The sequence below is a fragment of the Tistrella mobilis KA081020-065 genome, from assembly GCF_000264455.2.
Lineage (GTDB): Bacteria > Pseudomonadota > Alphaproteobacteria > Tistrellales > Tistrellaceae > Tistrella > Tistrella mobilis.
The window spans coordinates 176,741-196,564 of sequence record NC_017957.2 but is presented as its reverse complement, the minus strand read 5'-3'; the positions used below and the strand labels follow the sequence as shown (position 1 = coordinate 196,564).

Here is a 19,824-nt window from a genome sequence, read left to right as displayed (position 1 = left end):
ACTCGTATTCTGGGTCAAGCAGGAAAGTGACGGAGGATCCGGAACCGGTGACGACCACGGCCGACCGCGCCGCGCCACGGCGCATGCCCACCCAGCAGCGCAGCCGCGAGCGGGTGGAGCGCATGCTTCTGGCCGCGCGGGAGATCATCGCCGCCGACGGCACCGACGGGCTGCGCATGGCGCAGGTGGCCGAACGCGCTGGTGTGCCGATCGGCTCGCTTTACCAGTTCTTTCCCGACAAGGCGGCGATCATCCGGATGCTGGCGATGCGCTGCAATGAAGAGAGCCGGGCCTGCATCCGTGCCGGGCTGGAGCCGGTGGCCGACGAGGCCGGGCTGCTCGCCGCCTTCGGCGCGCTGATCGATGAATATTACGGCCTGTTCCGGGCCGATCCGGTCATCTCGGACATCTGGTCGGGCATGCAGGCCGACAAGCTGCTGCGCGAGATGGAGGTCGAGGAAAGCCGGCTGAACGGCCGCCTTCTGGCCGACACCATCCGCCGCATCCGCCCGGGCGCCGACCCGGCCGACGTGGAGGCCACCGCCTTCCTGGTCATGCATCTGGGCGAGGCGACCATGCGGCTCGCCATCGCCGTACCCCCTGAGGAAGGCGACCGCCTGGTCGCCACCTATCGCCGCATGGCGCTGGAGGCGCTGGCGGGGTCGTCGCCGGTTACGCAACCCGCCCCCGCACCATCCGGATCCCGTCCCGCAGGTTGAGGCAGAGCAGGGTGAGGTTGACCGCCCCGGCGACCAGCTCGATCGCCTGGACGAGCACGAAGCCGGTGTCGAACCGCCCCGCCCCGGCCCGGGCGGCCAGGAACAGGGCCGAGGGGATCAGCACCAGCATGCCGTTGGCGGCGATGATCGCCATGCGCCTGCGTTTGCGCGCCGGCAGCCCGCTGCGTCCCCCCTGCGCAAGTGCCATACCCGACCCGCCGGTCGCCGCCAGGGCCGGCACCAGCAGCAGGAAACCCCAGGGGATGGCGGTCTTGACCAGGGTGACGGTGGCGGCGCTGCCCCAGATTTCGGCGGCGACCGTGGCCAGCCAGAAGCTCGCGATTGTCAGCAGGGCAATGGTGCCGGCGATCGGGTGGACGCGGCGTATGGGCGCGGCAGGTTTCATGAGGGCGGCCTTCATCGGGACGGGATCTCCCCATCGGCGCCGCCGGCATCCGGGGCTTGCCCGGGAGCGGCAGACGCGCTAGCGTCACTTACATGACCAATTGACATCATGATGTCAATTAATGCGCAGAGTGTCAATAAACTCGCAGGATGACGCATGTCCGATGACCAGCATGCCGCCAGGGCCACGGCCCTGACCGATCTGATCCTGGGTCTGTTCCGGGTGAACAATCTGACGCTCGCCTGGGGCGACCGGCTGGTGGCGCCGCTGGGGCTGACCAGCGCGCGCTGGCAGATTCTGGGCGCGATCGTCTATGCCGACCGGCCGCAGCCGGTGGCCTGGCTGGCCCGCGATCTGGGCGCCAATCGCCAGAACGTGCAGCGGATCGTCAATGATCTGGCGAAAGAGGGCATCGTCGCCTTCGCGCCCAACCCCCATCACAAACGCGCGCAGCTGGTGGTGCTCACCCCCCGCGGCCGCGCGGTCTATGACGAAGCGCTCCGCCTGTACGATCCGCAGATCGACGCCCTGGCCGAGGGGTTGAGCCTGGACGAGCTGCGAACCGCATATCGGGTGCTGACGACGCTGCGGAACAGGCTGGGAACGGGACGGGGGCGATCCGGTCTGAGACTGCCGGGAACCGCCGCTCAGAGCAGCCCCAGCCAGCGCGGCAGGCTGAGCGACAGGGCGGGCACGAAACTGGTCAGCAGCAGCACCGGCAGCGCCACCCAGGCCATCATCCTGAGCGCCGGCCCCACGGCGTGCTGGGCCGAGACCCCGCCGATCCGGCAGGCCATGAACAACAGCGGCGCCATCGGCGGGCTGTTGGCGCCGATCACCACCGAGGTGCCGACGATGGCGGCGAAATGCACCGGGTGGACATCGACCGAGACCATCAGCGGCAGCAGCAGCGGCGCGATCACCACCGTGATCGAGACGTCGTCGATCAGCGCGCCGACCAGGATCAGGAAGAGGTTCACGATGATCATGATCATCACCGGATCCGACACCACCGAGGCGACCAGCGCCGCCAGATCCTGCGGCACCCGGCCGGCGACCAGCATCCGGCCGATGATGAACGAGAAGAGCAGGATAATGATGATCGATCCCGTCGTCTCGGCCGCATCGATCGTCGCCTGGCGGAGCTTTGCCGGCGTCATGTCGCGATAGACGAAAAGGCCGATCAGCACGGCGGCCAGCACCGCGAAGGCCGCGGCTTCGGTGGGGGTGAACAGCCCGCCATAGATGCCGCCGATGATGATCGCGGGCATCGACAGCGCCGGCAGGGCGCGGACCGACACGCCCAGCTTTTCGGCCGGGCTTTGCCGGCGATCGCTGCGGATCTCGTGGATATGGCGGCCGATCTGGCTGCGGTTGAACAGGATCAACCCCACCATCAACAGCAGCCCCGGCACGATCGAGGCCGCGAAACAGGCCGCGACCGATTGCTGGGTCGCCACCGCGAACAGGATCATGGTGATCGAGGGCGGGATCAGGATGCCCAGCAGCGACGAGATGCCGAGCAGGGCCGCGGCATAGCCGCGGGAATAGCCGCGCTTTTCCATCGGGTCGATCATCAGCGTGCCGATGGCGGCGACCGCCGCGGTCGCGGTGCCGGCCATCGCGCCGAACACGCCCGAGGTCACCACCATGGCGCTGCCCATGCCGCCGCGGCGGCGGCCGACCAGCAGTTCGATGAAGGCGACCAGCCGGTCGGCGATGCCGCCCGACTGCATCAGATAGCCGGCCAGCACGAAAAGCGGCAGGGCCAGCAGGATGACCCCGTCGAGCGAGCGGAAGCCCTGCAGCATCAGGGTGTTGAAATTGGCATCGTAGATGACGGCGAGCGCCGCCACCACCGCGGCGAAGGACCAGGCCACCGGCAGGCCGATGCCGAGCAGGACCAGCAGAAGCAGAAGGGCTGCGAGCGCATCCATCTCAGCCGCCCTCCCCCCGTCCGGCCAGGGCCAGGACGGCACGCGCCATGTCGCGCAGCGCATAGAGCACGGCGGTGACGGCGGCCAGCGCCAGCGGTGCCTGGGCCAGCCAGAGCGGCAGGCCCAGCACCGGGATGGTCTGCGGGCGTTTCAGGCCCCAGGCGAACATCTTCCACACCCAGAAGCAGAACAACCCCGCCACCACCGCGGTGATCGCGGCGATGATCAGCCCGTGGATCGCCCGCGCCCGCCGGCCGGTCAGGCCGGTCGCCAGGAAATCGACCGTCAGATGGCGGCCATTGCGGGTGGCGAGTGTGGCGCCTGCCATGTAGAGCCACATGGCGGCCAGCATGCTGGCCTCGTGCATACCGGTGAGCGGCAGGTCGAACCCGGCCCGTGCCGTCACCAGCAGCACCAGGGCGGCGGTGACGACAAGGCTGGTGACCAGCACGAGCAGGTTCAGGACGCGGGCGAACACCCCGTCCAGCGCGGCGAGGAAGGTGATCACGGGCACAACCCCCAGAGACAGCGGGCAGGACGGGGCAGGATTGCCAGCCGGTCAGTTGCCGGTCTGGGCGCGCACCCGGGCCATCAGCTCGGGGCCCAGCACCTTTTCCATGCCCGGCCAGACGGCGGCGCGCACCGCTTTGGTCAGGGCCGCCAGCTCCTCGGCCGTGGGTTCGACATAGCTGTGGCCGAGCTTTTTCCACGACGCCACATGGCCCTCGTCGGCTGCCTTCGCCGCATCGAACTGCGCCACCATCACCTGACGCGCGGCCTCTGCCACCACCGCCTGCTGTGCCGGCGTCAGCTCCTGCCAGCTTTCCTCGTTCGCGGTCAGGATGCCGGTCAGGAACTGCTGGCGGGTGTGGACGTAATCGGTCAGCACGTCGCCAAAATAGGTGACGTCGTAGAAGATGACATTGGCCGCCTCGCCGTCGACGACGCCGGTCTGGATGGCGGAATAGAGTTCGCCCCAATCGACGGTCGCGGTCTGATAGCCCATCGCCGCCACGGTCTCGGTGAAGGGCGAGACCGGCGGCACCCGCACCTTGAACGCCCTGGCGGCCTCGATCGTGGTGGCATGGCCGCCGCGGGTGGCGACGCCGTTGAAGCCCTCGGGCCAGGCGCCCAGGAAGCGCAGCCCGATATCGCCATAGATGTCGCCCAGGGCCGCGTTGAGCCAGCCGCCCGGCCCATAGGCCTTCAGCGCCTCGGGCCAGTCGGTGAACATATAGGGCGTGTAGATCAGCGAAATCCGCTGATCGTAAGAGGTCATCGGCCAGTTCAGCATCAGGTCGACATCACCGGCCATCAGCAGGTCGAAGACTTCCTGCTGGCCGCCCAGTTCGTTCTGATAGAAGACCTGGACATCGACCTCACCCTTGGTACCGGCCCTGATCTTCTCCGCCCAGGCCTCGATCGCATTGCCGGCATCCGAGCCCTTGGCGCCGGAATCGGTCGCAAGCTTCAGCGTCACCGCCCGGGCGGGGGCTGCGGCAAGCCCGGTCGCGGCCAGCGCCAGCAATGCGGCGCCGGCCAGCATCGTCCTCATGGTCAGCATCGTCCTGATGGTCATGTCGGTATCCTCCCTGATCACATGGGTGCGATCCTGTTGCGGATCGTCTTTGTGGTGTTGGTCTTGCGTCCGACGCCTCAGGCCTCGTGACGCCTCAGGCCTCGTGACGATTGGCAAAGATTTCGAGCGCGAAGCGCGCGCGCACGCCGATATCGAGGAAAGGACGCGGCGGCACGCGGCTGGGGGTGCCGAGGCTCACCATGTCCGCGATCAGCGGGTCGTCCTCGCCCAGCGCCATGGCCGCCGCCAGCCGGCCGCTGATCGTGCCCTTGGCGATGCCGACCGCGTTCTGGCAGACGGCGCTCCAGACATTGGGGGCCACCTGGCCGAAGCCGGGGGCGCCGTTGCGCGACAGGCAGATGAAGCCGGTCCAGGTGTGCTCCATCTGCACGCCGGTCAGCATCGGGAACCGCTGGTCGAACAGGCGTTGATGCTCGGTGCGGATCAGCGCGCGGCGGGCATCCGACTGGCGCAGACCCGGGCAGTAATGGATGTTCTGCCGGATCAGGATCCGCCGGTCGTTGGTATAGCGCATGGTGATGCCGGCGAAGGCATTGGCGGGGGTTGATCCCCAGGGTGCGATATCGCCCAGCGCCGCCTGTTCGGCCGCGGTCAGCCGCCGGCTCAGGCTGGCATGGGCGGCGAAGTTGAGCAGCCGGCCCCTCCAGAAGCCGAAGCGCATCGCCAGCCCGTTCACCGCCAGGATGGCCTTGGGCGCGCGCACCATGCCGCCGGGCGTTTTCAGCACCACGCTTGCCCCGAACGCGGCATCCACAACCGGGGTGCCTTCATAAAGGTCGACATTCTCGGGAAGGTTGTCGCCGAGACCCCGATTCAGCGCCGCCGGATTGACCAGCACCGTGCCGGGGGTGAAGACCGCGGCGGCGAAATGGCGGGTGCCGAGCCGGCGGGCGGTCGCCTCGCGGTCCAGCCATTCATGAGGCTCACCCAGCCGGACGAGTTCTTCGACCGTCGGCCGCAGCACCTCGTCCGCGCCGCGATCCGACGAGGCGGTGTGGTATTTGCCGTCCGCGCTCCAGTCGCAAGCGATGCCGTGGCGGGTGATCGTGTCTTTGAGCGAGGCGATGCCGGCGCGGGCGAGGCGCTTATAGGCCTGGCCCTTGGCCAGTTCTTCCAGCGACGAGCCGACATTGTGCGGCAGGTCGATCGCAAAACCCGAATTGCGGCCCGAGGCGCCCTCGCCCAGCTGCCCCGCTTCCAGCACCACGATCTTCGCATCTGGCCTGAGTTCCGCCAGCCGGCGCGCGGCGCCGAGCCCGGCGAAACCGGCCCCGATCACCACGACATCGGCGGTGACGTCGCGGCCGAGCGGCGGCTTCGGCCGGCGCGGCGGCAGGTCGGCGCTCCAGCCGTTCGTGCGGTCGTTCTCGGGCAGCAGGGTGATGGCGGTCATGCCCCACTCCCTGCGGCATCCATGTCCCGCGACCAGCCGGCCGGCTGCAGGCAGTACCAGACCAGCGCGTTCTCCGAGCTGTAGACCAGGTCGGTGCCCGCCGGCAGCCAGATCGTATCCATGGGCCCGGCCTCCAGCCGGCCATCCGCGGTTTCGACCACAAGCCGGCCGTCGAGCACCAGGATCAGCTCGTCATACCGCAGCTGCCACGGAATCCGGGCGCCGGTGAAGCGCGCGAAGCCGCCGGCAAGCGCGCTGCCGTCTTCCGCCCCCGCCACTTCCACGACGCGTGCCATCTCGGGGAAGGCGAAGCGGGGCGCGAAGCTCAACCCGTCGAACCGCATCACCCTGGGCGGCGATTTCGCCTGCACCGTCATCTCTCTCTTCCCCCCGGTTGTCGTCTTTGCTGTGGTGTCACGTCTTCGTTGTGGTGCCACGTCTTCGTTGTGGAGACTCTGGTCAGACCACGCCCGAGACCGTACACTTATGTCTTGAACGATACAGACCTGTATGGAGACGTCAATGACGAACCGCCGGCTGATCGAGCAGGTGAGCATGCCCGAAGACGATGCGCGCGCGCCGCGCCTGACCCGGGCGGACTGGCTCGAAAAGGCGTTGCAGGTGCTGGTGGAAAGCGGGGTCGATGCGGTGCGCATCACCCGGTTGGCCGACGGGCTGGGGGTCACCCGCGGCAGCTTCTACTGGCATTTCCAGGATCGGGCGGCGCTGCTGGACGCGATGCTGGAGGTCTGGAACCGGAAGAACACCGATGCGATCCAGCGCGCGGCGATGGCGGGGCCGACGCTGGAAGCCTGCATTCTGGCGCTGTTCGAGATCTGGCTGGATCCGGGGCAGTTCGACCCCCGGCTCGATTTCGCGGTACGCGACTGGGCGCGCGGCATGCCGGCCATCCAGGACACGATCCGCGCTGCCGACCAGGCCCGTCTCGCGGCCCTGGTCGACATGTACACCCGCCACGGCTTCGACGCCGGCCAGGCCGAGATCCGGGCGCGGAATTTCTATTTCATCCAGATGGGCTATTACGCCCTCGACGTGCGCGAGCCGATGTCGGTCCGCCTGTCGCTGCTGCCGATCTACTATCAGACCTATACCGACCGGCCGCTGACCCCCGAGGCCGAAGCGGCCTTCCGCGCCCGGGTGATCGCCCGGCCCGAGCTGTGGGGGGACGAGGTGCCGCCTGCGGCCTGAGGCCGGGCATCACGCCGCAGGCGTCGGGTGGTCGTCAGTCGAGCGCCACGATCTCCCATTCGAATTCCGGCTCGAATTCGTCGACCGGGCTGTCGATGGGAGCCCAAACCGCCGTCACCGCACCGAGCCGGCGGAGATTGAGATACTGCGCGTGGCCGAGACTCAGCAGCTGCCCGGTCTTGGTGATTTCCAGCAGGAAGGCCGGTGCCCCCTCGCCTGCCGTCAGGCCGATCCCCACGGCATTGAGCACGGGGATGTCGTGGGTGTCGAGCGGCGTGCGGTCGACGCCGACATAGGCTGCGGCCGCTTCATTGATCAGGCTTATCTCCTGCATGATCGGCGGCTGGCCGACCAGCTTCCAGATCACCTCCGCCCGGCTCCGCGCCCCGTTCTCGTCGGGGATGCCGATCAGCGAGACCTTCTGGCCAGCTGCGACCGAGAGGGTCGAGAGGCCGAGCAGGCGGCCCGTGGATCTGTGGCGGATGATGACGGTTCTATCGATGGGACCACCAGGCATGGGTCCTGTCCTCCCTGAGATGCGGGTCGCGGCGGCGGTTGATGCGGGGTGTGGCCGCGCACCCGAACCATTTTTACAATGTGCTTATTATTAAATTCAACTTATTGGATATATCCCTAACCAATAATTGTGAGCCCTCCCTGCCCCCGGCATCGCCGCCGCCCGTCGCGCCATCGGCACGTCGCGCTGACAAGCCCGGCCCGCCCGTGCTAGGAAGGCGAAGGCCGCCCACGGCCAGTGTCCAGGGGGGAGAGCCCGAACCCGATGACCGAGACCAGCCCTGAGACGGCGGCCGCGCCGCGCAAGCGTGGGCCCAGGCCCAAGACCCTGGCGCGGACCCGCACCATCCTGGAAACCGCCCATGACGTTTTCGCCGAACGCGGCTACGAAGCGGCGTCGATTTCCGAGATCGCCCGGCGGGTGGGCATCGCCGAGGGCACGATCTACAAGCATTTCGACAGCAAGAAGGATCTGCTCGGCCAGGTGCTCTGCCGCTATTACGAAGGGCTGATCGCCGAGCTTGAGGAGAACCTGCCCCATATCGCGGGCTTCCGCGAGAAGCTGCGCTATGTGCTGGGCTTCCACCTTCAGAAGATGCTGATCAATGCCGGCATCTCGAAGGTCTTCCTGCGCGAGGCGCGCAGCCATGACGACTATTTCGAATCGACCCTTCTGGAGGCCAACCGCCGCTATACCGGCATCACCCTGCGCATCGTGGAAGACGGCATCCGCGCCGGCGACGTGCGGGCGGATTTCCCGGTCCGGCTGGTGCGCTATCTGGTGTTCGGCACACTGGAACACGTCGCCTGGCGGGCGCTGAGCGGCCGCGGCCGGATCGAAGTTGCCGCCGTTGCCGATGCCCTGACCGATGTGCTGATCCAGGGCATGCGCCCGGCCGGCACCACCGACCCCGCGGTGCCGCTGCTCGACCGGCTGGAAGCGGTGGTGGCACGGATCGAGGCGGCAGCCCCAAGTAAGTGAGTCATATTTACTGACCTGTTCCCGGCCGGCGATCGTGCCGGGCCGGCCCGCCCTGTGCGGCCGCAACATATCGTCTTGCATTGCAAAATAACACGAATTCATCAGACGAAGGCACTCATGCCGGCGTCATGAGCCGCTTTCGTGTTGACTCTAAAAAGTGAGTATCGTTCACTAAAACGGTCGCCGGACAACAAACACAGGCAAAACCGGCACACCGGCACCAGGGAGGCGCCGGCACCAGGAAGAAACCGTGCGCCATCCCGGGCAGCCATGCCCCACCGGGGCACGATCTTCGATCGCACCCGACGCGCCTTCGACCCCGGCACGCCTTCGACTGCCACATACCTTCGACCGGCACGGCCGCCTGCGCCGCCGCCGGCCCCGTCCTTGCACCCCCATGCCACCGGGGGGCGGCGTCACCCGAACGCCCGTCCCGCCGCGGCCGTCGCAGAGGGCCACCCGGACCGATGACCCCAGCCGACCCGACCTCGTCTTCCGCCCCCACGCCGCTGCTGGTCTGCGACCGGATCGAGCGGTCCTTCGGCGGGCTGAAGGCGCTCAAATCCGTCTCGATCGCCATCCATCCCGGCCAGATCTTCGGCCTGGTCGGCCCCAATGGCAGCGGCAAGACCACCATGGTCAACGCCATCACCGGCTTCTATCCGCCCGATGCCGGCCAGGTGCGCTTCGCCGGCCGCGATCTCCGCGGGCTGAAGCCGCACCGCATCGCCCGGCTGGGCATCGCCCGCACCTTCCAGAACCTGGCGCTGTTCCGGGGCATGAGCGTGCTCGACAACATCCTGGTCGGCCGTCACCTGCACATGCGGCCGGGGGCACTGCCGGCGCTGTTCTATCCCTTCTGGGCCAGACCGGCCGAAATCCGCCACCGGGCAGTGGTGGAAGAGGTGATCGATTTCCTGCAGCTCCAGGACGTGCGCGACCAGCCGGTGGAGGTGATCCCGCTCGGCCTGCAGAAGCGGGTGGAACTGGCGCGGGCACTGGCCGCCGAACCCCGGCTGCTGATCCTGGACGAGCCCATGGCCGGCATGAACCAGGAAGAGAAGGAATACATGGCCCGCTTCATCCTGGATGCCCGCGACGCCTTCGGCACCGCGGTGCTGCTGATCGAACACCACATGGACGTGGTGACCGCCCTGACCGACCGGCTGCTGGTGCTGACCTATGGCGAGCCGATCGCCGAAGGCGACCCGCACGAGGTGATCGCCCGGCCGGCCGTGGTCGCGGCCTATCTGGGAAAGGGGCGGTCCCGTGCGGCCTGAACGGATGGCGACAGCGGACATCGCCCCCGCCCGGGCCATGCCGGCCGGACATGCCCCTGGCCGGAACGGGCCGGCGGTGCCCGCGATCCTGGCAGTGAATGCCCGCGACCATGGCGACCGACCGGCGCTGCGCGAACGGGAGCGCGGCATCTGGCGGGTGTGGAGCTGGCGCGACTATCACCGCCGGGTGATGGAGATCGCGGCCGGGCTGGACGCGCTGGGCTTCGGCCCCGGCGAGGCGCTGGCGGTGCTGGGCGACAACCGCGCGGCGCTCTATTTCGGCACGGTGGCGGCGATGACCCTGGGCGGATTTGCCGCCCCGGTCTTCCCCGACGTGCCGCCGGGCGAGCTTGAGCATTTCACCCGCACCGCCCGGCCGCGCTTCGCGCTGGCCGAGGATCAGGAACAGACCGACAAGCTGCTGGCGCTGCGCAGCGCGACCGGCCTGCCCGAGATCATCATCTACGACGATCCGCGCGGCATCACCGGCTATGCCGAAGCCGGGCTGGTGGCGCTGGACGATGTGGCGGCGCGCGGGCGGGCCCTGCTCGATGCCGATCCGGCCCTGGCCGGGGCGCTGGCCGGGCGGGCCGATGGCGGCGACGTTGCGGTGCTGCTGCATTCCTCGGGCACCACCGGCGCACCCAAAGGCATCCCCATCACCCACGCCCAGGCGCTGGCCGCCGTGACGGCCGCCGCTGCCGCCGGCTGCTTCCGCGAGGGCGACGAGCACATCGCCTATCTGCCCATGGCCTGGGTGGGCGATTTCGTGTTCAGCATCGCCGGCGCCATGGCGCTGCGCTTCGTGGTCAATGTGCCCGAGCGGCAGGAAACCGTCGCCCGCGACCTGCGCGAGGTGGCACCGACCCTGTATCTGGCGGCGCCCAGGGCCTGGGATCTGATGCTGACCCGGGTCCAGGTCGGCATGGCCGAGAGCACGCCGGTCAAGCGCTGGATCTATGACCGCTTCATCGGGCTGGCGACCCGGATCGAGCGCGACCGCCTGGCCGGACGCCGCCCCTCTGCCGGCCGCCGCCTGCTGCGCGCGCTGGGCGAACCGCTGGTCTATGCGCCGGTCAAGGATCATCTGGGGCTGTCGCGGGCCGGCCGGGCCTACACCGGGGGCGAGTCGATCGGCGAGGACACCTATCTGTTCTTCCGGGCCCTGGGCATCGATCTGCGCCAGTTCTACGGCCAGACCGAAAGCTGCGCCCTGGTGGTCTGCCAGACCGGAGACGACGCCTCGCCTCATACCGTCGGCCGGCCGCTGCCGGGGGTGGAGCTGCGCCTGTCGGAGGCGGGCGAGATCCTGATCGGGGCGGGGTCGGTGTTCGGCGGCTATCTGGGCGGCGGCGACACCGTGGTCGAAACCGATCCCCAGGGTCGCCGCTGGCTGCACACCGGCGATGCCGGCCATCTGGACGCCCGGGGCGAGTTGGTGGTGCTGGGCCGGATGGGCGATCTGCGCCGAACCGCCGACGGCACCCGCTTCATTGCCGGCCATGTCGAGAACCGGCTGAAATTCAGCCGCTTCGTGCGCAATGCCGCGGTGTTCGGCGACGGCCGGCCGCATCTGGCGGCGCTGATCTGCATCGACGAGCAGGCGGTCGGGCAATGGGCCCAGGGCCAGGGCATCCCCTGGACCTCTTATGCCGAGCTGTCCCAGCACCCAGAAGTTGTTGATTTGATCTCTTCAGTTGTATCTGAGGCCAATGCCGGGCTGGAGCCCGGGCAGCGGGTGCGGCGCTTCGCCGATCTGCACAAGGATTTCGACGCCGATGACGGCGAGATCACCCGCACCCGCAAGCTGCGCCGCAAGCTGATCGAGACCCGCTATGCAGCCCTGATCGACGCGCTCTACGGCACCGCCGACGCGGTCGAGATCGAGATCGCCATCACCTACGAGACCGGCGCCGAAGGCACCATCCGCCGGCGCATCCGCCTGAAGGAGGTCGGCTGAGATGGACATGGCCTTTGCAGGCGAGCTTGCGATCAACGGCGCCCTGGTCGGGTTGTTCTATGCCCTGGTCGGGCTCGGCATCGTGCTGATCTACAAGGCCTCCGGCGTGGTGAACCTGGCCCAGGGGGCGCTGGCCATGACCGGCGGCTATGTCGCCTGGGCGGCGGCATCGATGGCCGGCCTGCCCGGCTGGGCGGCCGTGCCGGTGGTGCTGGCGGCGATGTTCGCCCTGGGCCTGGCGCTGGAACGGGTGGTGCTGCGCCGGATGACCGGCGAGGCACCGATCATGGTGATCATGGTGACGCTGGGCGTGGAAATCATGCTCCGCGGCGTGGTGCCGGGCATCTGGGGGGCCGATGTCAAACGGCTGGATCTTGGCATCGGCCAGGATCCGGTCTTCCTGGGGCCGATGCTGATCAACACCGCCTATCTCGTCGGTGGCGCGGTGTCGCTGGCGCTGATCCTGGCGGCGGTCGTCTTCTTCGGCACCTTGCAGGGCATCGTGCTGCGCGCGGTTTCCGACGATCAGGTCGCCGCCTGGTCGGTGGGCATCCGGGTCGAGCATGCGATCGCGCTCGCCTGGGGCATTTCCGGCGTCACCGCCGCCTCTGCCGGCATCCTCTGGGGCTCGGTGCAAGGGGTGGACTGGACGCTGTCGCTGTTCCTGGTCAAGGGGCTGGCGGTGGCGATCCTGGGCGGGCTCGACAGCGTGCCCGGCCTGCTGGTCGCCGGGCTGGTGGTCGGCGTTGCCGAAAGCCTGGTCGGCGGCCTGCTCGACCCCGTGGTCGGCGGCGGCACCCGCGATGTGGTGGCGGCCATGATCATCCTGCTCACCGTGCTGGTCCGGCCCTATGGCCTGTTCGGCCGCGTGCATATCGAAAGGGTCTGAGGGCGATGTTCTACCGTCGCGCAGGCGTGCGCCACACCAGCTATGCCGCCGATCGCCGGCTCTGGCCGCTGGCTTTCGACCGCCGGCTGATCCTGCTGCTGGCAGTGCTGGCGATCGCCGCCCCCTGGTGGCTGACGCCGCTCTATCTCACCGCCTGGGCACTGCCGATGGTGATCTGGGCGACCGCGGCCATGGGGTTGAACCTGCTGATGGGTGGCGCGGGCCAGATCCATCTGGGCTATGCCGCGGTGATGGCGATCGGCGCCTATGCCTCGATCCATCTGGCGCGGGCGGGGCTGCCCTTCGAACTGGCGGTGATCGGCGGCGGCCTCGCCGCAGCGGCGATCGGCAGCCTGTTCGGCGCCGCGGCGCTCAGGGTCAAGGGGCTCTATCTCGCCATCTCGACGCTGGCCATGCAGTACATCGTCGATTTCGCCATCTCCCATGTGCCGGCGATCAGCGGCGGCGCCCAGGCGACCCTGCAGGCGCCGCCGGTGGTGCTGCTGGGGGTGATCCCGATCGCAGGCGATGCCGGGCGCTGGTGGGTGGCGCTCGCCGTCGCGATCCTGACCGCCTCCTTCCTGCTGAATGTCCGCCGCACCGGCTATGGCCGGGCGCTGGCCACGATCCGCGACAAGGATTATGCGGCCGAGGTCATCGGCGTGAACGTGTTCCGCTACAAGCTGTCGGCCTTCTGGACCGCGTCGTTCATCGGTGGTGTCGCCGGCGCGATCCTCGCCTTCTGCTATTACCGGGCGATCACCCCGGAACAGTTCCATCTCGACGTCTCGATCCAGCTGGTGGCGATGGTGATCGTGGGCGGGCTCGGCAGCGTGCTGGGCAGCGTTCTGGGGGCCGCCTTCATCTTCGCGGTACCGCTGATCCTGAACATGGCGGTGCTGGGGGTGGTGGAGGCCGCCGGGCTCGACCTGTCGCAGGAACTGGTCGCCCATATCCCGCTGGCCGCCTATGGCGCGCTGATCATCGGCTTCCTGCTCGCCGAGCCGCTGGGGCTGGCGAAGATCTACGACAACATCCGCAAGTACCTGATGGTCTGGCCATTCCGTCACTTCGGTTGAAATGGCCGGCCTGCCGTCGGGATCCACAACCAAAAGACGATCTAGCTACATCTTATAGGGGAGGAGCGACATGGGCGTGCTCAGTCGTATGGCGGGACTCGGGCTTGGGCTTGGTCTGACGCTCGGGCTCGGGGCGGCGCTGGTGGCGGGATCGGCCGCTGCCCAGGATGCCGACACGGTGGTGAAATTCGGCATGCCGCAGGATTTCACCGCGGTCTACACATTCGTGACCTCGGAATACAACCAGGGTCAGCGGGATTATCTGTCGCTGGTCAATGGCCGCGGCGGGGTCGGCGGGGTCACCTTCGAGGCGCTGGTCCTGGACCACGGCAACCAGCCCCAGCGCGGCATCGAGGCCTATGAACGACTGAAAAAGGCCGGGGTGCTGACCGTCGATGCCCTGTCCACCCCGGTGTCGCGCGCACTGGTGCCGCGGGCGATGGCCGATCATATGAACCTGCTGACCACCTTCAGCGGCCGCAGCGACGCCGCCGACGGCACCACCTTCCCCTGGGTGATCCCGATGTCGCCCATGTACTGGTCGCAGGCCGCCGCGGTCGTGTCTTACATGAACCAGGTGAGCGAGGGTGGCCTCAAGGGCAAGAAGCTCGCATACGTATATATCGACTCGCCTTTCGGTCGTGAACCGCTGCCGGTGCTGAACGCATTGGCCGAGGCCGACGGTTTCGAACTCGGCACCTTCCCCTACCCCTCCCCCGGCAGCGAACAGTCGGCGGTCTGGACCCAGGTCCGGCGCTTCCGGCCCGACTGGACGATCATCTGGGGCGGCGGCATCGGCCAGACCGTGGCCCTGCGGGAAGCCGTGCGCAACGGCATCCCCCGCGACCGCCTGGCGACCGGCGTCTGGCTGTCGGAATCGGACGCCGAAATCGTCGGCCGCGAACAGGCCAAAGGCGTGCTGAAATTCGAGGCGGTGGCCAGCGGCCGCGAGCCGAAGATCATCGCCGACATCCTGGCCGAGGTGGTGGCCAAGGGCAAAGGCGCCGGCCCCGAAGAGAAGGTCGGCACCGCCTATTACAATATGGGCGTCGGCATGATGGCGATGGTGGTGGAAGGGGTGCGGCTGGCGCTCGCCGCCGATCCGACCCTGCCGCTGACCGCAGAGCGGCTGAATGCCGGGCTGACCAGCATTCGCGATTTCGACGCCGAGGGGCTGCTGCCGCCGACCACGCTGACGCCCGAAGATCATCAGGGCGGCGGCGCCGGCCGGATGGCGGCCTGGGACGGCACGCGCTGGGTGGCGAAGACCGACTGGTTCGCGGCCCATCAGGACCTGGTCTGGAAGCTGGTCCGCGCCGAGGCCGAGCACTACCGCAAGACCGGGGAGTGACCGCCCCATGCTGCTCGGCCTGAACAATGTCGAGGTCGTCTACGACCGGGTGTTCATGGCGGTGACCGGGGTGTCGCTCCAGGTTCCCGGGCAGGGCATCGTCGCCCTGCTCGGGGCCAACGGCGCCGGCAAGAGCACCACGCTCAAGGCGGTGAGCGGGCTGCTCAAGCCCGAACGCGGGCTGGTGACCAAGGGCACGCTCACCTTCGACGGGCGCGACGTCACCGGCCTCGCCCCGGCGGAACGGGTGCGGCTCGGCATCGTCCATGTCCTGGAAGGCCGCCGGGTGTTTCCGCATCTGACGCCCATGGAAAACCTGATGGCCGCCACCACCATGCATGGCGACCGCCGCGCCGCCGCCCACAGGGCCGAGGAGGTGATGGAGCGTTTCCCCCGGCTGCGGCAGCGGGCACGGTCGGAGGCCGGCTATCTCTCGGGCGGCGAGCAGCAGATGCTCGCCATCGGCCGGGCGCTGATGACCGCACCGCGGCTGATCATGCTCGACGAACCGAGCCTTGGCCTTGCCCCGCATCTGGTCGACGAGATCTTCGACACCATCGCCCATATCGCCGCCGAGACCGGCATGGGCGTGCTGCTGGTGGAACAGAATGCCGATGCCGCCCTGGCCATCGCCGCCCATGGCTATCTGATCGAGAACGGCCGGGTGGTGATGAGCGGGCCGGCGGCGGAGCTGCGCGACAACCCCGACATCCGCGACTTCTATCTGGGCGGCGGCGGCAGCGTCGACTACGCCCGGGTGAAACATTACCGCCGGCGCAAGCGCTGGCTGAGCTGACGCCGCGAAGGAGATTGCAGACCGTGACCGTGATCGACGCCATCCCCAACCACCCGCCGGTCTCCGGCTGGACGCTGTCGCCCGAGCGGCAGGAGATCCTGGACCATGCCGACCGTTTTGCCCGCAACGAGCTCTACCCGCTGCAGCAGCGCATGGACGACGAGGAATGGTGGCCGCCCCAGGTGATGCCGCGGCTGGGCGAGATGGGCTTTCTGGGCGTGACCGCGCCGGCGGAGCTGGGCGGTGCCGAAAGCGACCTCTTCGCCTCGGGCCTGATCGCCCAGGGGCTGGCCCGGTGGAACCATGCCATCTCGCTCAGCTATGTGGCGCATGAAAACCTCTGCCTGAACAACATCCTGCGCAATGCCGACGCGGCGGTGAAGGCCCGGGTCCTGCCCGGGCTCTGCGCCGGCACGAAGATCGGCGCGCTGGGGTTGACCGAGCCCGGCGCCGGTTCGGATGCGCTGGGATCGATGCGCACCACCGCCCGGCGCGAGGGCGACCATTACGTGCTGAACGGCACCAAGCTCTACATCACCAACGGCCCCGTCGCCGACCTGGTGCTGGTCTATGCCAAGACGGCGCCCGAGCTTGGCGCCAAAGGCATCTCGGCCTTCGTGGTCGAAAAGGGCACCCCCGGTTTCTCGGTCGCCCAGAAGCTCGACAAGATGGGGTTCCGCGGCAGCACCACGGCGGAACTGGTGTTCGACGACTGCCGGGTACCGGCGGAGAACCTGGTCGGCACCGAGAACCAGGGCGTCGCGGTGGTGATGAGCGGGCTCGACCTGGAGCGGATCGTGGTCGCGATGATCAATCTCGGCATGGCCGAGCGCGCCTTCGATCTGGCGCTCGACTATGCCCGCACCCGCCAGCAGTTCGGCCGCACCATCGGCTCGTTCCAGATGGTCCAGGCCAAGCTGGCCGAGATGTATGTGACGGTCGAGACCATGCGCAGCTTCTGCTATCGGGTGCTCGACGAGGCCAACCGCATGGAACATGACGAAGGCGGCCGCGGCGAGATCCACAAGCTGACCGCCGGTGCGATCCTCTATGCGGCCGAGGGCTGCACCAGGGTGGTGAGCGAGGCGGTGCAGATCTTCGGCGGTGCCGGCTATATGCGCGAGACCGAGATCAACCGCCTTTACCGTGCCTCCAAACTGCTCGAAATCGGCGCCGGGACGACCGAGATCCGCAAGCTGATCATCGCGGGCGAACTGCTGAAATAGAACGCGCCGGCGACGGCCGGCAACGGCACCGGCCGCCGCCGCCCATCCGCCCGGACCATTGAACCGCCCGGACCATTAAACTGCTCAGTCCGCGAAATAATCCGGCCGCCCCGCCGTCCACAGCTCGCCCCACATCTGCTGACCGCCATCGACGTTCAGCACTTCGCCGGTGACATAGCCGGCGGTGGGGCCGGCCAGGAAGCAGCAGGCATCGGCCACCTCCTCTACCCGTCCCTTGCGCATCATCGGGTTGGACCGGTCGAAGGCCCGCTGCACCTCGGGCGTATAGGCGGCCATGCCCTCGCTTTCGATCACGCCTGCGGCGATGCAGTTCACCCGGATCGCGAGCGGCGCCCATTCCACCGCCAGCGTCTTCGACAGGAACACCACCCCCGCCCGGGCGGCGCAGGTATGGGCGACACCGGGCATGCCGCGCCAGATCGGCGCGGTGATGTTGACGATCGAGCCGGGCCGTGCGGCATCGCGCCAGGCCCGGGCGGCCGCCTGCATCATGTACCAGCTGCCGTTGAGATTGGTGTCGATCACCGCATTCCAGCCCTTGGGCGACATGTCGATCGCCGCCTGAGGGAACTGGCCGCCGGCATTGTTGACCAGGACATCGATGCCGCCGAAGCACTCGCCCGCCGCCCCGAACAGCTCCGAGACCCGATCGGGGTCGCGGATGGTCATCGGATGGACCAGCACCCGCGCGCCCAGATCGCGCAGCGCCGCCGCGGTCTCCTCCAGCGGCGCCGCCCGGCGGCCGCAGATCACGAGATCGGCGCCGAGCCGGGCGAAGGCGAGCGCGATCGCCCGGCCGAGGCCCGAGCCCGCGCCCGAGACCAGGGCCGTGCGGCCGGTGAAGAGACCGGGGGCGAAATGGCCACCGGGAGCGGGACTCTGCATGCCATCCTCCAAAAGGAAATTTGATTCATAAATATAATCCCCTCAAAAATCATTGCTTTCAAGCCAATCAAGCGGGATTGACCTCTGAATGAGCGCCACATAAAGTAAATATCACTCACTTTAATGCGGGCAGAGGCCGGAGCGACCCCCGGTGCCCCGTCAGCCGAGGAAGCCACACCCCCATGTCCGGACTGTTCTTCGAGGAGTTCACGGTCGGCCAGCGCTTCGAGCACGCCGTGACCCGCACCGTCACCGAGACCGACAACCTTCTGATCACCACGCTGACCCATAATCCGCAGCCGCTGCACCTGGATGCCGAATTCTGCAAGGGCACCGAGTTCGGCCGGATCCTGGTCAACAGCATCTTCACCTTCGGCCTGATGCTGGGGGTGTCGGTCGGCGACACCACGCTCGGCACCACGGTGGCCAATCTGGGCATGGAGGGGGTGAAGTTTCCGAAGCCGGTTCATGTCGGTGACACGCTGCGCGCGACGACCGAGGTGGTGGAGCTGCGCGACAGCCGCTCCCGCCCCGATGCCGGGGTCGCGGTGTTCGAGCATAAATGCTTCAACCAGCGCGGCGAGATGGTCGCGACCTGCCGGCGCTTCGCCCTGATGAAGCGGGCCTCGCCCCGCACGGCGGAGGTGGCATGACCGGGGCGCGCTCTTACCTCTTCGTGCCCGCCGATGCGCCGCGTAAACTGGCCCGGGCGCTGGAGAGCGGCGCCGATGCGCTGATCCTGGACCTTGAGGATTCAGTCACGGCCGAGCGCAAGCCCGCCGCACGGGCCATGCTGCGCGAGGCGCTGACGGAGCATCGGAGCCGGGGGGCAGGGCCGGAATTATGGGTCCGGATCAATCCGCTGGATGGGGGGGCGGCTCTCGATGGGGAGGCGGGTCTCCGGGATCTGGCGGCGGTGATGCCGGGGGCCCCCCGGGGCATCATGCTGCCCAAGGCCCGCGACCGGGCCGAGGTCGTCCGCCTCGGCCATCATCTGGATGCCTTCGAAGCGGCGTTCGGCCTGGAGACCGGGTCGACCCGCATCTTCTCGGTCGCAACCGAGACGCCGGCGGCGGTGCTCTCCCTCGGCAGCTATGCCGGCGGGCCGCTGCCCAGGCTGCGGGCGATGACCTGGGGGGCGGAGGATCTGTCGGCCGCATTGGGGGCGGTTTCCAACCGCGATGCCGCGGGCGGGCTCGACCCGCTCTACCTGACCGTCCGCCATCTCTGCCTGCTGGCGGCGGTGGCGGCGGGGGCCGATCCGGTCGACACGCTCCACGCCGATTATCGCGACGAGGCCGGGCTCACCGCCGCGGCACGTGCCGCCGCCCATGCCGGCTTCCGCGCCAAGATCGCCATTCATCCCGATCAGGTCGGGCCGATCAATGCCGCCTTCACCCCCGATGCGGCGGCGATCGCCGCGGCGCGGCGGATCGTCGATGCCTTCGCCGCCGCACCCGGAGCCGGCACGGTCGGGCTCGACGGCCGCATGCTCGACCGGCCGCATCTGGTCCAGGCCGAGGCGCTGCTCGCCCGTGCAGGATCGGCCAACCAGAAATCCGGAGACTGATCCCC

At 68.5% G+C, this 19,824-nt stretch carries 20 protein-coding genes and 1 pseudogene; 13 read left to right on the top strand and 8 right to left on the bottom strand.

The features are described 5' to 3' along the window. Window positions 1–47 precede the first annotated feature (47 nt). Window positions 48–719 carry a TetR/AcrR family transcriptional regulator gene (locus TMO_RS18805; RefSeq protein WP_014747259.1) on the top strand — a complete coding sequence of 224 codons (672 nt, stop codon included), beginning with the start codon at window positions 48–50 and terminating at the stop codon, window positions 717–719. Here the strand turns inward: TMO_RS18805 and TMO_RS18800 are convergent. Then, window positions 673–1,140 carry a hypothetical protein gene (locus TMO_RS18800; RefSeq protein ID WP_014747258.1) on the bottom strand — a complete coding sequence of 156 codons (468 nt, stop codon included), beginning with the start codon at window positions 1,138–1,140 and terminating at the stop codon, window positions 673–675. The two genes, TMO_RS18805 and TMO_RS18800, sit on opposite strands and share 47 nt — an antisense overlap. A 141-nt stretch (window positions 1,141–1,281) precedes the next feature. Between TMO_RS18800 and TMO_RS30615 the strand changes: the two are divergent. Continuing rightward, a pseudogene (locus TMO_RS30615) lies at window positions 1,282–1,725 on the top strand (MarR family winged helix-turn-helix transcriptional regulator); the annotation flags it as partial. 47 nt (window positions 1,726–1,772) lie between these two features. On the opposite strand, the gene TMO_RS18790 reads toward TMO_RS30615, so the two are convergent. The 5 genes from TMO_RS18790 to TMO_RS18770 form a co-directional block, all read right to left on the bottom strand. Further along, window positions 1,773–3,062 (bottom strand): TRAP transporter large permease, encoded by a 1,290-nt coding sequence (locus TMO_RS18790; RefSeq protein ID WP_014747256.1) that lies wholly within the window; start codon window positions 3,060–3,062, stop codon window positions 1,773–1,775. A gap of 1 nt (window position 3,063) precedes the next feature. Further along, the gene (locus tag TMO_RS18785) at window positions 3,064–3,570 is read right to left on the bottom strand and encodes a TRAP transporter small permease (RefSeq protein WP_014747255.1); all 507 of its coding nucleotides are present in this window, start codon (window positions 3,568–3,570) and stop codon (window positions 3,064–3,066) included. Between the two features lie 51 nt (window positions 3,571–3,621). After that, a complete protein-coding gene (dctP, locus tag TMO_RS18780; RefSeq protein ID WP_228382350.1) occupies window positions 3,622–4,641 on the bottom strand; it encodes a TRAP transporter substrate-binding protein DctP in 1,020 nt (339 codons plus the stop codon). A 94-nt stretch (window positions 4,642–4,735) separates the two neighbouring features. Continuing rightward, window positions 4,736–6,055, bottom strand: a complete 1,320-nt coding sequence (locus TMO_RS18775; RefSeq protein ID WP_014747253.1) for an NAD(P)/FAD-dependent oxidoreductase — start codon at window positions 6,053–6,055, stop codon at window positions 4,736–4,738. After that, window positions 6,052–6,432 carry an ethanolamine utilization protein EutQ gene (locus TMO_RS18770; protein ID WP_014747252.1) on the bottom strand — a complete coding sequence of 127 codons (381 nt, stop codon included), beginning with the start codon at window positions 6,430–6,432 and terminating at the stop codon, window positions 6,052–6,054. The genes TMO_RS18775 and TMO_RS18770 overlap by 4 nt, the downstream gene beginning before the upstream one ends. 145 nt (window positions 6,433–6,577) lie before the next feature. Between TMO_RS18770 and TMO_RS32645 the strand changes: the two genes are divergently transcribed. Then, on the top strand, window positions 6,578–7,264 hold the full coding sequence (locus TMO_RS32645; protein WP_014747251.1) for a TetR/AcrR family transcriptional regulator: 687 nt from the start codon (window positions 6,578–6,580) through the stop codon (window positions 7,262–7,264). A 34-nt stretch (window positions 7,265–7,298) separates the two neighbouring features. Here TMO_RS32645 and TMO_RS18760 read toward each other — a convergent pair whose 3' ends face one another. Then, window positions 7,299–7,781: a hypothetical protein gene (locus tag TMO_RS18760; RefSeq protein ID WP_014747250.1), complete on the bottom strand. Its 483-nt coding sequence runs from the start codon at window positions 7,779–7,781 to the stop codon at window positions 7,299–7,301. Between the two features lie 264 nt (window positions 7,782–8,045). On the opposite strand from TMO_RS18760, the gene TMO_RS18755 reads away from it, so the two are divergent. From TMO_RS18755 to TMO_RS18720, 8 genes are all read left to right on the top strand, one after another. Further along, entirely contained in the window at window positions 8,046–8,762 is a 717-nt protein-coding gene (locus TMO_RS18755; RefSeq protein WP_014747249.1) for a TetR/AcrR family transcriptional regulator, read from the top strand. Window positions 8,763–9,229: 467 nt separating this feature from the next. Then, the gene (locus TMO_RS18750) at window positions 9,230–10,042 is read left to right on the top strand and encodes an ABC transporter ATP-binding protein (RefSeq protein ID WP_014747248.1); all 813 of its coding nucleotides are present in this window, start codon (window positions 9,230–9,232) and stop codon (window positions 10,040–10,042) included. A gap of 76 nt (window positions 10,043–10,118) precedes the next feature. Further along, window positions 10,119–12,002 (top strand): AMP-dependent synthetase/ligase, encoded by a 1,884-nt coding sequence (locus tag TMO_RS18745; RefSeq protein ID WP_228382349.1) that lies wholly within the window; start codon window positions 10,119–10,121, stop codon window positions 12,000–12,002. Between the two features lies 1 nt (window position 12,003). Further along, window positions 12,004–12,891: a branched-chain amino acid ABC transporter permease gene (locus tag TMO_RS18740; RefSeq protein ID WP_014747246.1), complete on the top strand. Its 888-nt coding sequence runs from the start codon at window positions 12,004–12,006 to the stop codon at window positions 12,889–12,891. A 5-nt stretch (window positions 12,892–12,896) separates the two neighbouring features. Then, window positions 12,897–13,970: a branched-chain amino acid ABC transporter permease gene (locus tag TMO_RS18735; RefSeq protein WP_014747245.1), complete on the top strand. Its 1,074-nt coding sequence runs from the start codon at window positions 12,897–12,899 to the stop codon at window positions 13,968–13,970. Between the two features lie 70 nt (window positions 13,971–14,040). Next, on the top strand, window positions 14,041–15,321 hold the full coding sequence (locus TMO_RS18730) for an ABC transporter substrate-binding protein (protein WP_014747244.1): 1,281 nt from the start codon (window positions 14,041–14,043) through the stop codon (window positions 15,319–15,321). Between the two features lie 7 nt (window positions 15,322–15,328). Then, on the top strand, window positions 15,329–16,117 hold the full coding sequence (locus TMO_RS18725; RefSeq protein ID WP_014747243.1) for an ABC transporter ATP-binding protein: 789 nt from the start codon (window positions 15,329–15,331) through the stop codon (window positions 16,115–16,117). A 23-nt stretch (window positions 16,118–16,140) separates the two neighbouring features. Then, a complete protein-coding gene (locus tag TMO_RS18720; RefSeq protein WP_014747242.1) occupies window positions 16,141–17,343 on the top strand; it encodes an acyl-CoA dehydrogenase family protein in 1,203 nt (400 codons plus the stop codon). An 84-nt stretch (window positions 17,344–17,427) separates the two neighbouring features. Here TMO_RS18720 and TMO_RS18715 read toward each other — a convergent pair whose 3' ends face one another. Continuing rightward, window positions 17,428–18,249 (bottom strand): SDR family oxidoreductase, encoded by an 822-nt coding sequence (locus TMO_RS18715; RefSeq protein ID WP_041606875.1) that lies wholly within the window; start codon window positions 18,247–18,249, stop codon window positions 17,428–17,430. A gap of 182 nt (window positions 18,250–18,431) precedes the next feature. On the opposite strand from TMO_RS18715, the gene TMO_RS18710 reads away from it, so the two are divergent. Together TMO_RS18710 and TMO_RS18705 are read left to right on the top strand one after the other, a co-directional pair. Continuing rightward, a complete protein-coding gene (locus TMO_RS18710) occupies window positions 18,432–18,902 on the top strand; it encodes a MaoC family dehydratase (protein WP_014747240.1) in 471 nt (156 codons plus the stop codon). Then, on the top strand, window positions 18,899–19,819 hold the full coding sequence (locus TMO_RS18705; RefSeq protein WP_014747239.1) for an HpcH/HpaI aldolase/citrate lyase family protein: 921 nt from the start codon (window positions 18,899–18,901) through the stop codon (window positions 19,817–19,819). Before TMO_RS18710 ends, TMO_RS18705 begins: the two co-directional genes overlap by 4 nt. Window positions 19,820–19,824 lie beyond the last annotated feature (5 nt).

Bases quoted from the DNA above. Each gene is read 5' to 3' on its own strand.
- TMO_RS18800 (WP_014747258.1), bottom strand. From the start codon at position 1,140: ATGAAGGCCGCCCTCATGAAACCTGCCGCGCCCATACGCCGCGTCCAC.
- TMO_RS18790 (WP_014747256.1), bottom strand. From the start codon at position 3,062: ATGGATGCGCTCGCAGCCCTTCTGCTTCTGCTGGTCCTGCTCGGCATC.
- dctP (WP_228382350.1), bottom strand. From the start codon at position 4,641: ATGACCATCAGGACGATGCTGACCATGAGGACGATGCTGGCCGGCGCC.
- TMO_RS18775 (WP_014747253.1), bottom strand. From the start codon at position 6,055: ATGACCGCCATCACCCTGCTGCCCGAGAACGACCGCACGAACGGCTGG.
- TMO_RS18770 (WP_014747252.1), bottom strand. From the start codon at position 6,432: ATGACGGTGCAGGCGAAATCGCCGCCCAGGGTGATGCGGTTCGACGGG.
- TMO_RS32645 (WP_014747251.1), top strand. From the start codon at position 6,578: ATGACGAACCGCCGGCTGATCGAGCAGGTGAGCATGCCCGAAGACGAT.
- TMO_RS18760 (WP_014747250.1), bottom strand. From the start codon at position 7,781: ATGCCTGGTGGTCCCATCGATAGAACCGTCATCATCCGCCACAGATCC.
- TMO_RS18755 (WP_014747249.1), top strand. From the start codon at position 8,046: ATGACCGAGACCAGCCCTGAGACGGCGGCCGCGCCGCGCAAGCGTGGG.
- TMO_RS18750 (WP_014747248.1), top strand. From the start codon at position 9,230: ATGACCCCAGCCGACCCGACCTCGTCTTCCGCCCCCACGCCGCTGCTG.
- TMO_RS18740 (WP_014747246.1), top strand. From the start codon at position 12,004: ATGGACATGGCCTTTGCAGGCGAGCTTGCGATCAACGGCGCCCTGGTC.
- TMO_RS18735 (WP_014747245.1), top strand. From the start codon at position 12,897: ATGTTCTACCGTCGCGCAGGCGTGCGCCACACCAGCTATGCCGCCGAT.
- TMO_RS18730 (WP_014747244.1), top strand. From the start codon at position 14,041: ATGGGCGTGCTCAGTCGTATGGCGGGACTCGGGCTTGGGCTTGGTCTG.
- TMO_RS18725 (WP_014747243.1), top strand. From the start codon at position 15,329: ATGCTGCTCGGCCTGAACAATGTCGAGGTCGTCTACGACCGGGTGTTC.
- TMO_RS18715 (WP_041606875.1), bottom strand. From the start codon at position 18,249: ATGCAGAGTCCCGCTCCCGGTGGCCATTTCGCCCCCGGTCTCTTCACC.
- TMO_RS18710 (WP_014747240.1), top strand. From the start codon at position 18,432: ATGTCCGGACTGTTCTTCGAGGAGTTCACGGTCGGCCAGCGCTTCGAG.
- TMO_RS18705 (WP_014747239.1), top strand. From the start codon at position 18,899: ATGACCGGGGCGCGCTCTTACCTCTTCGTGCCCGCCGATGCGCCGCGT.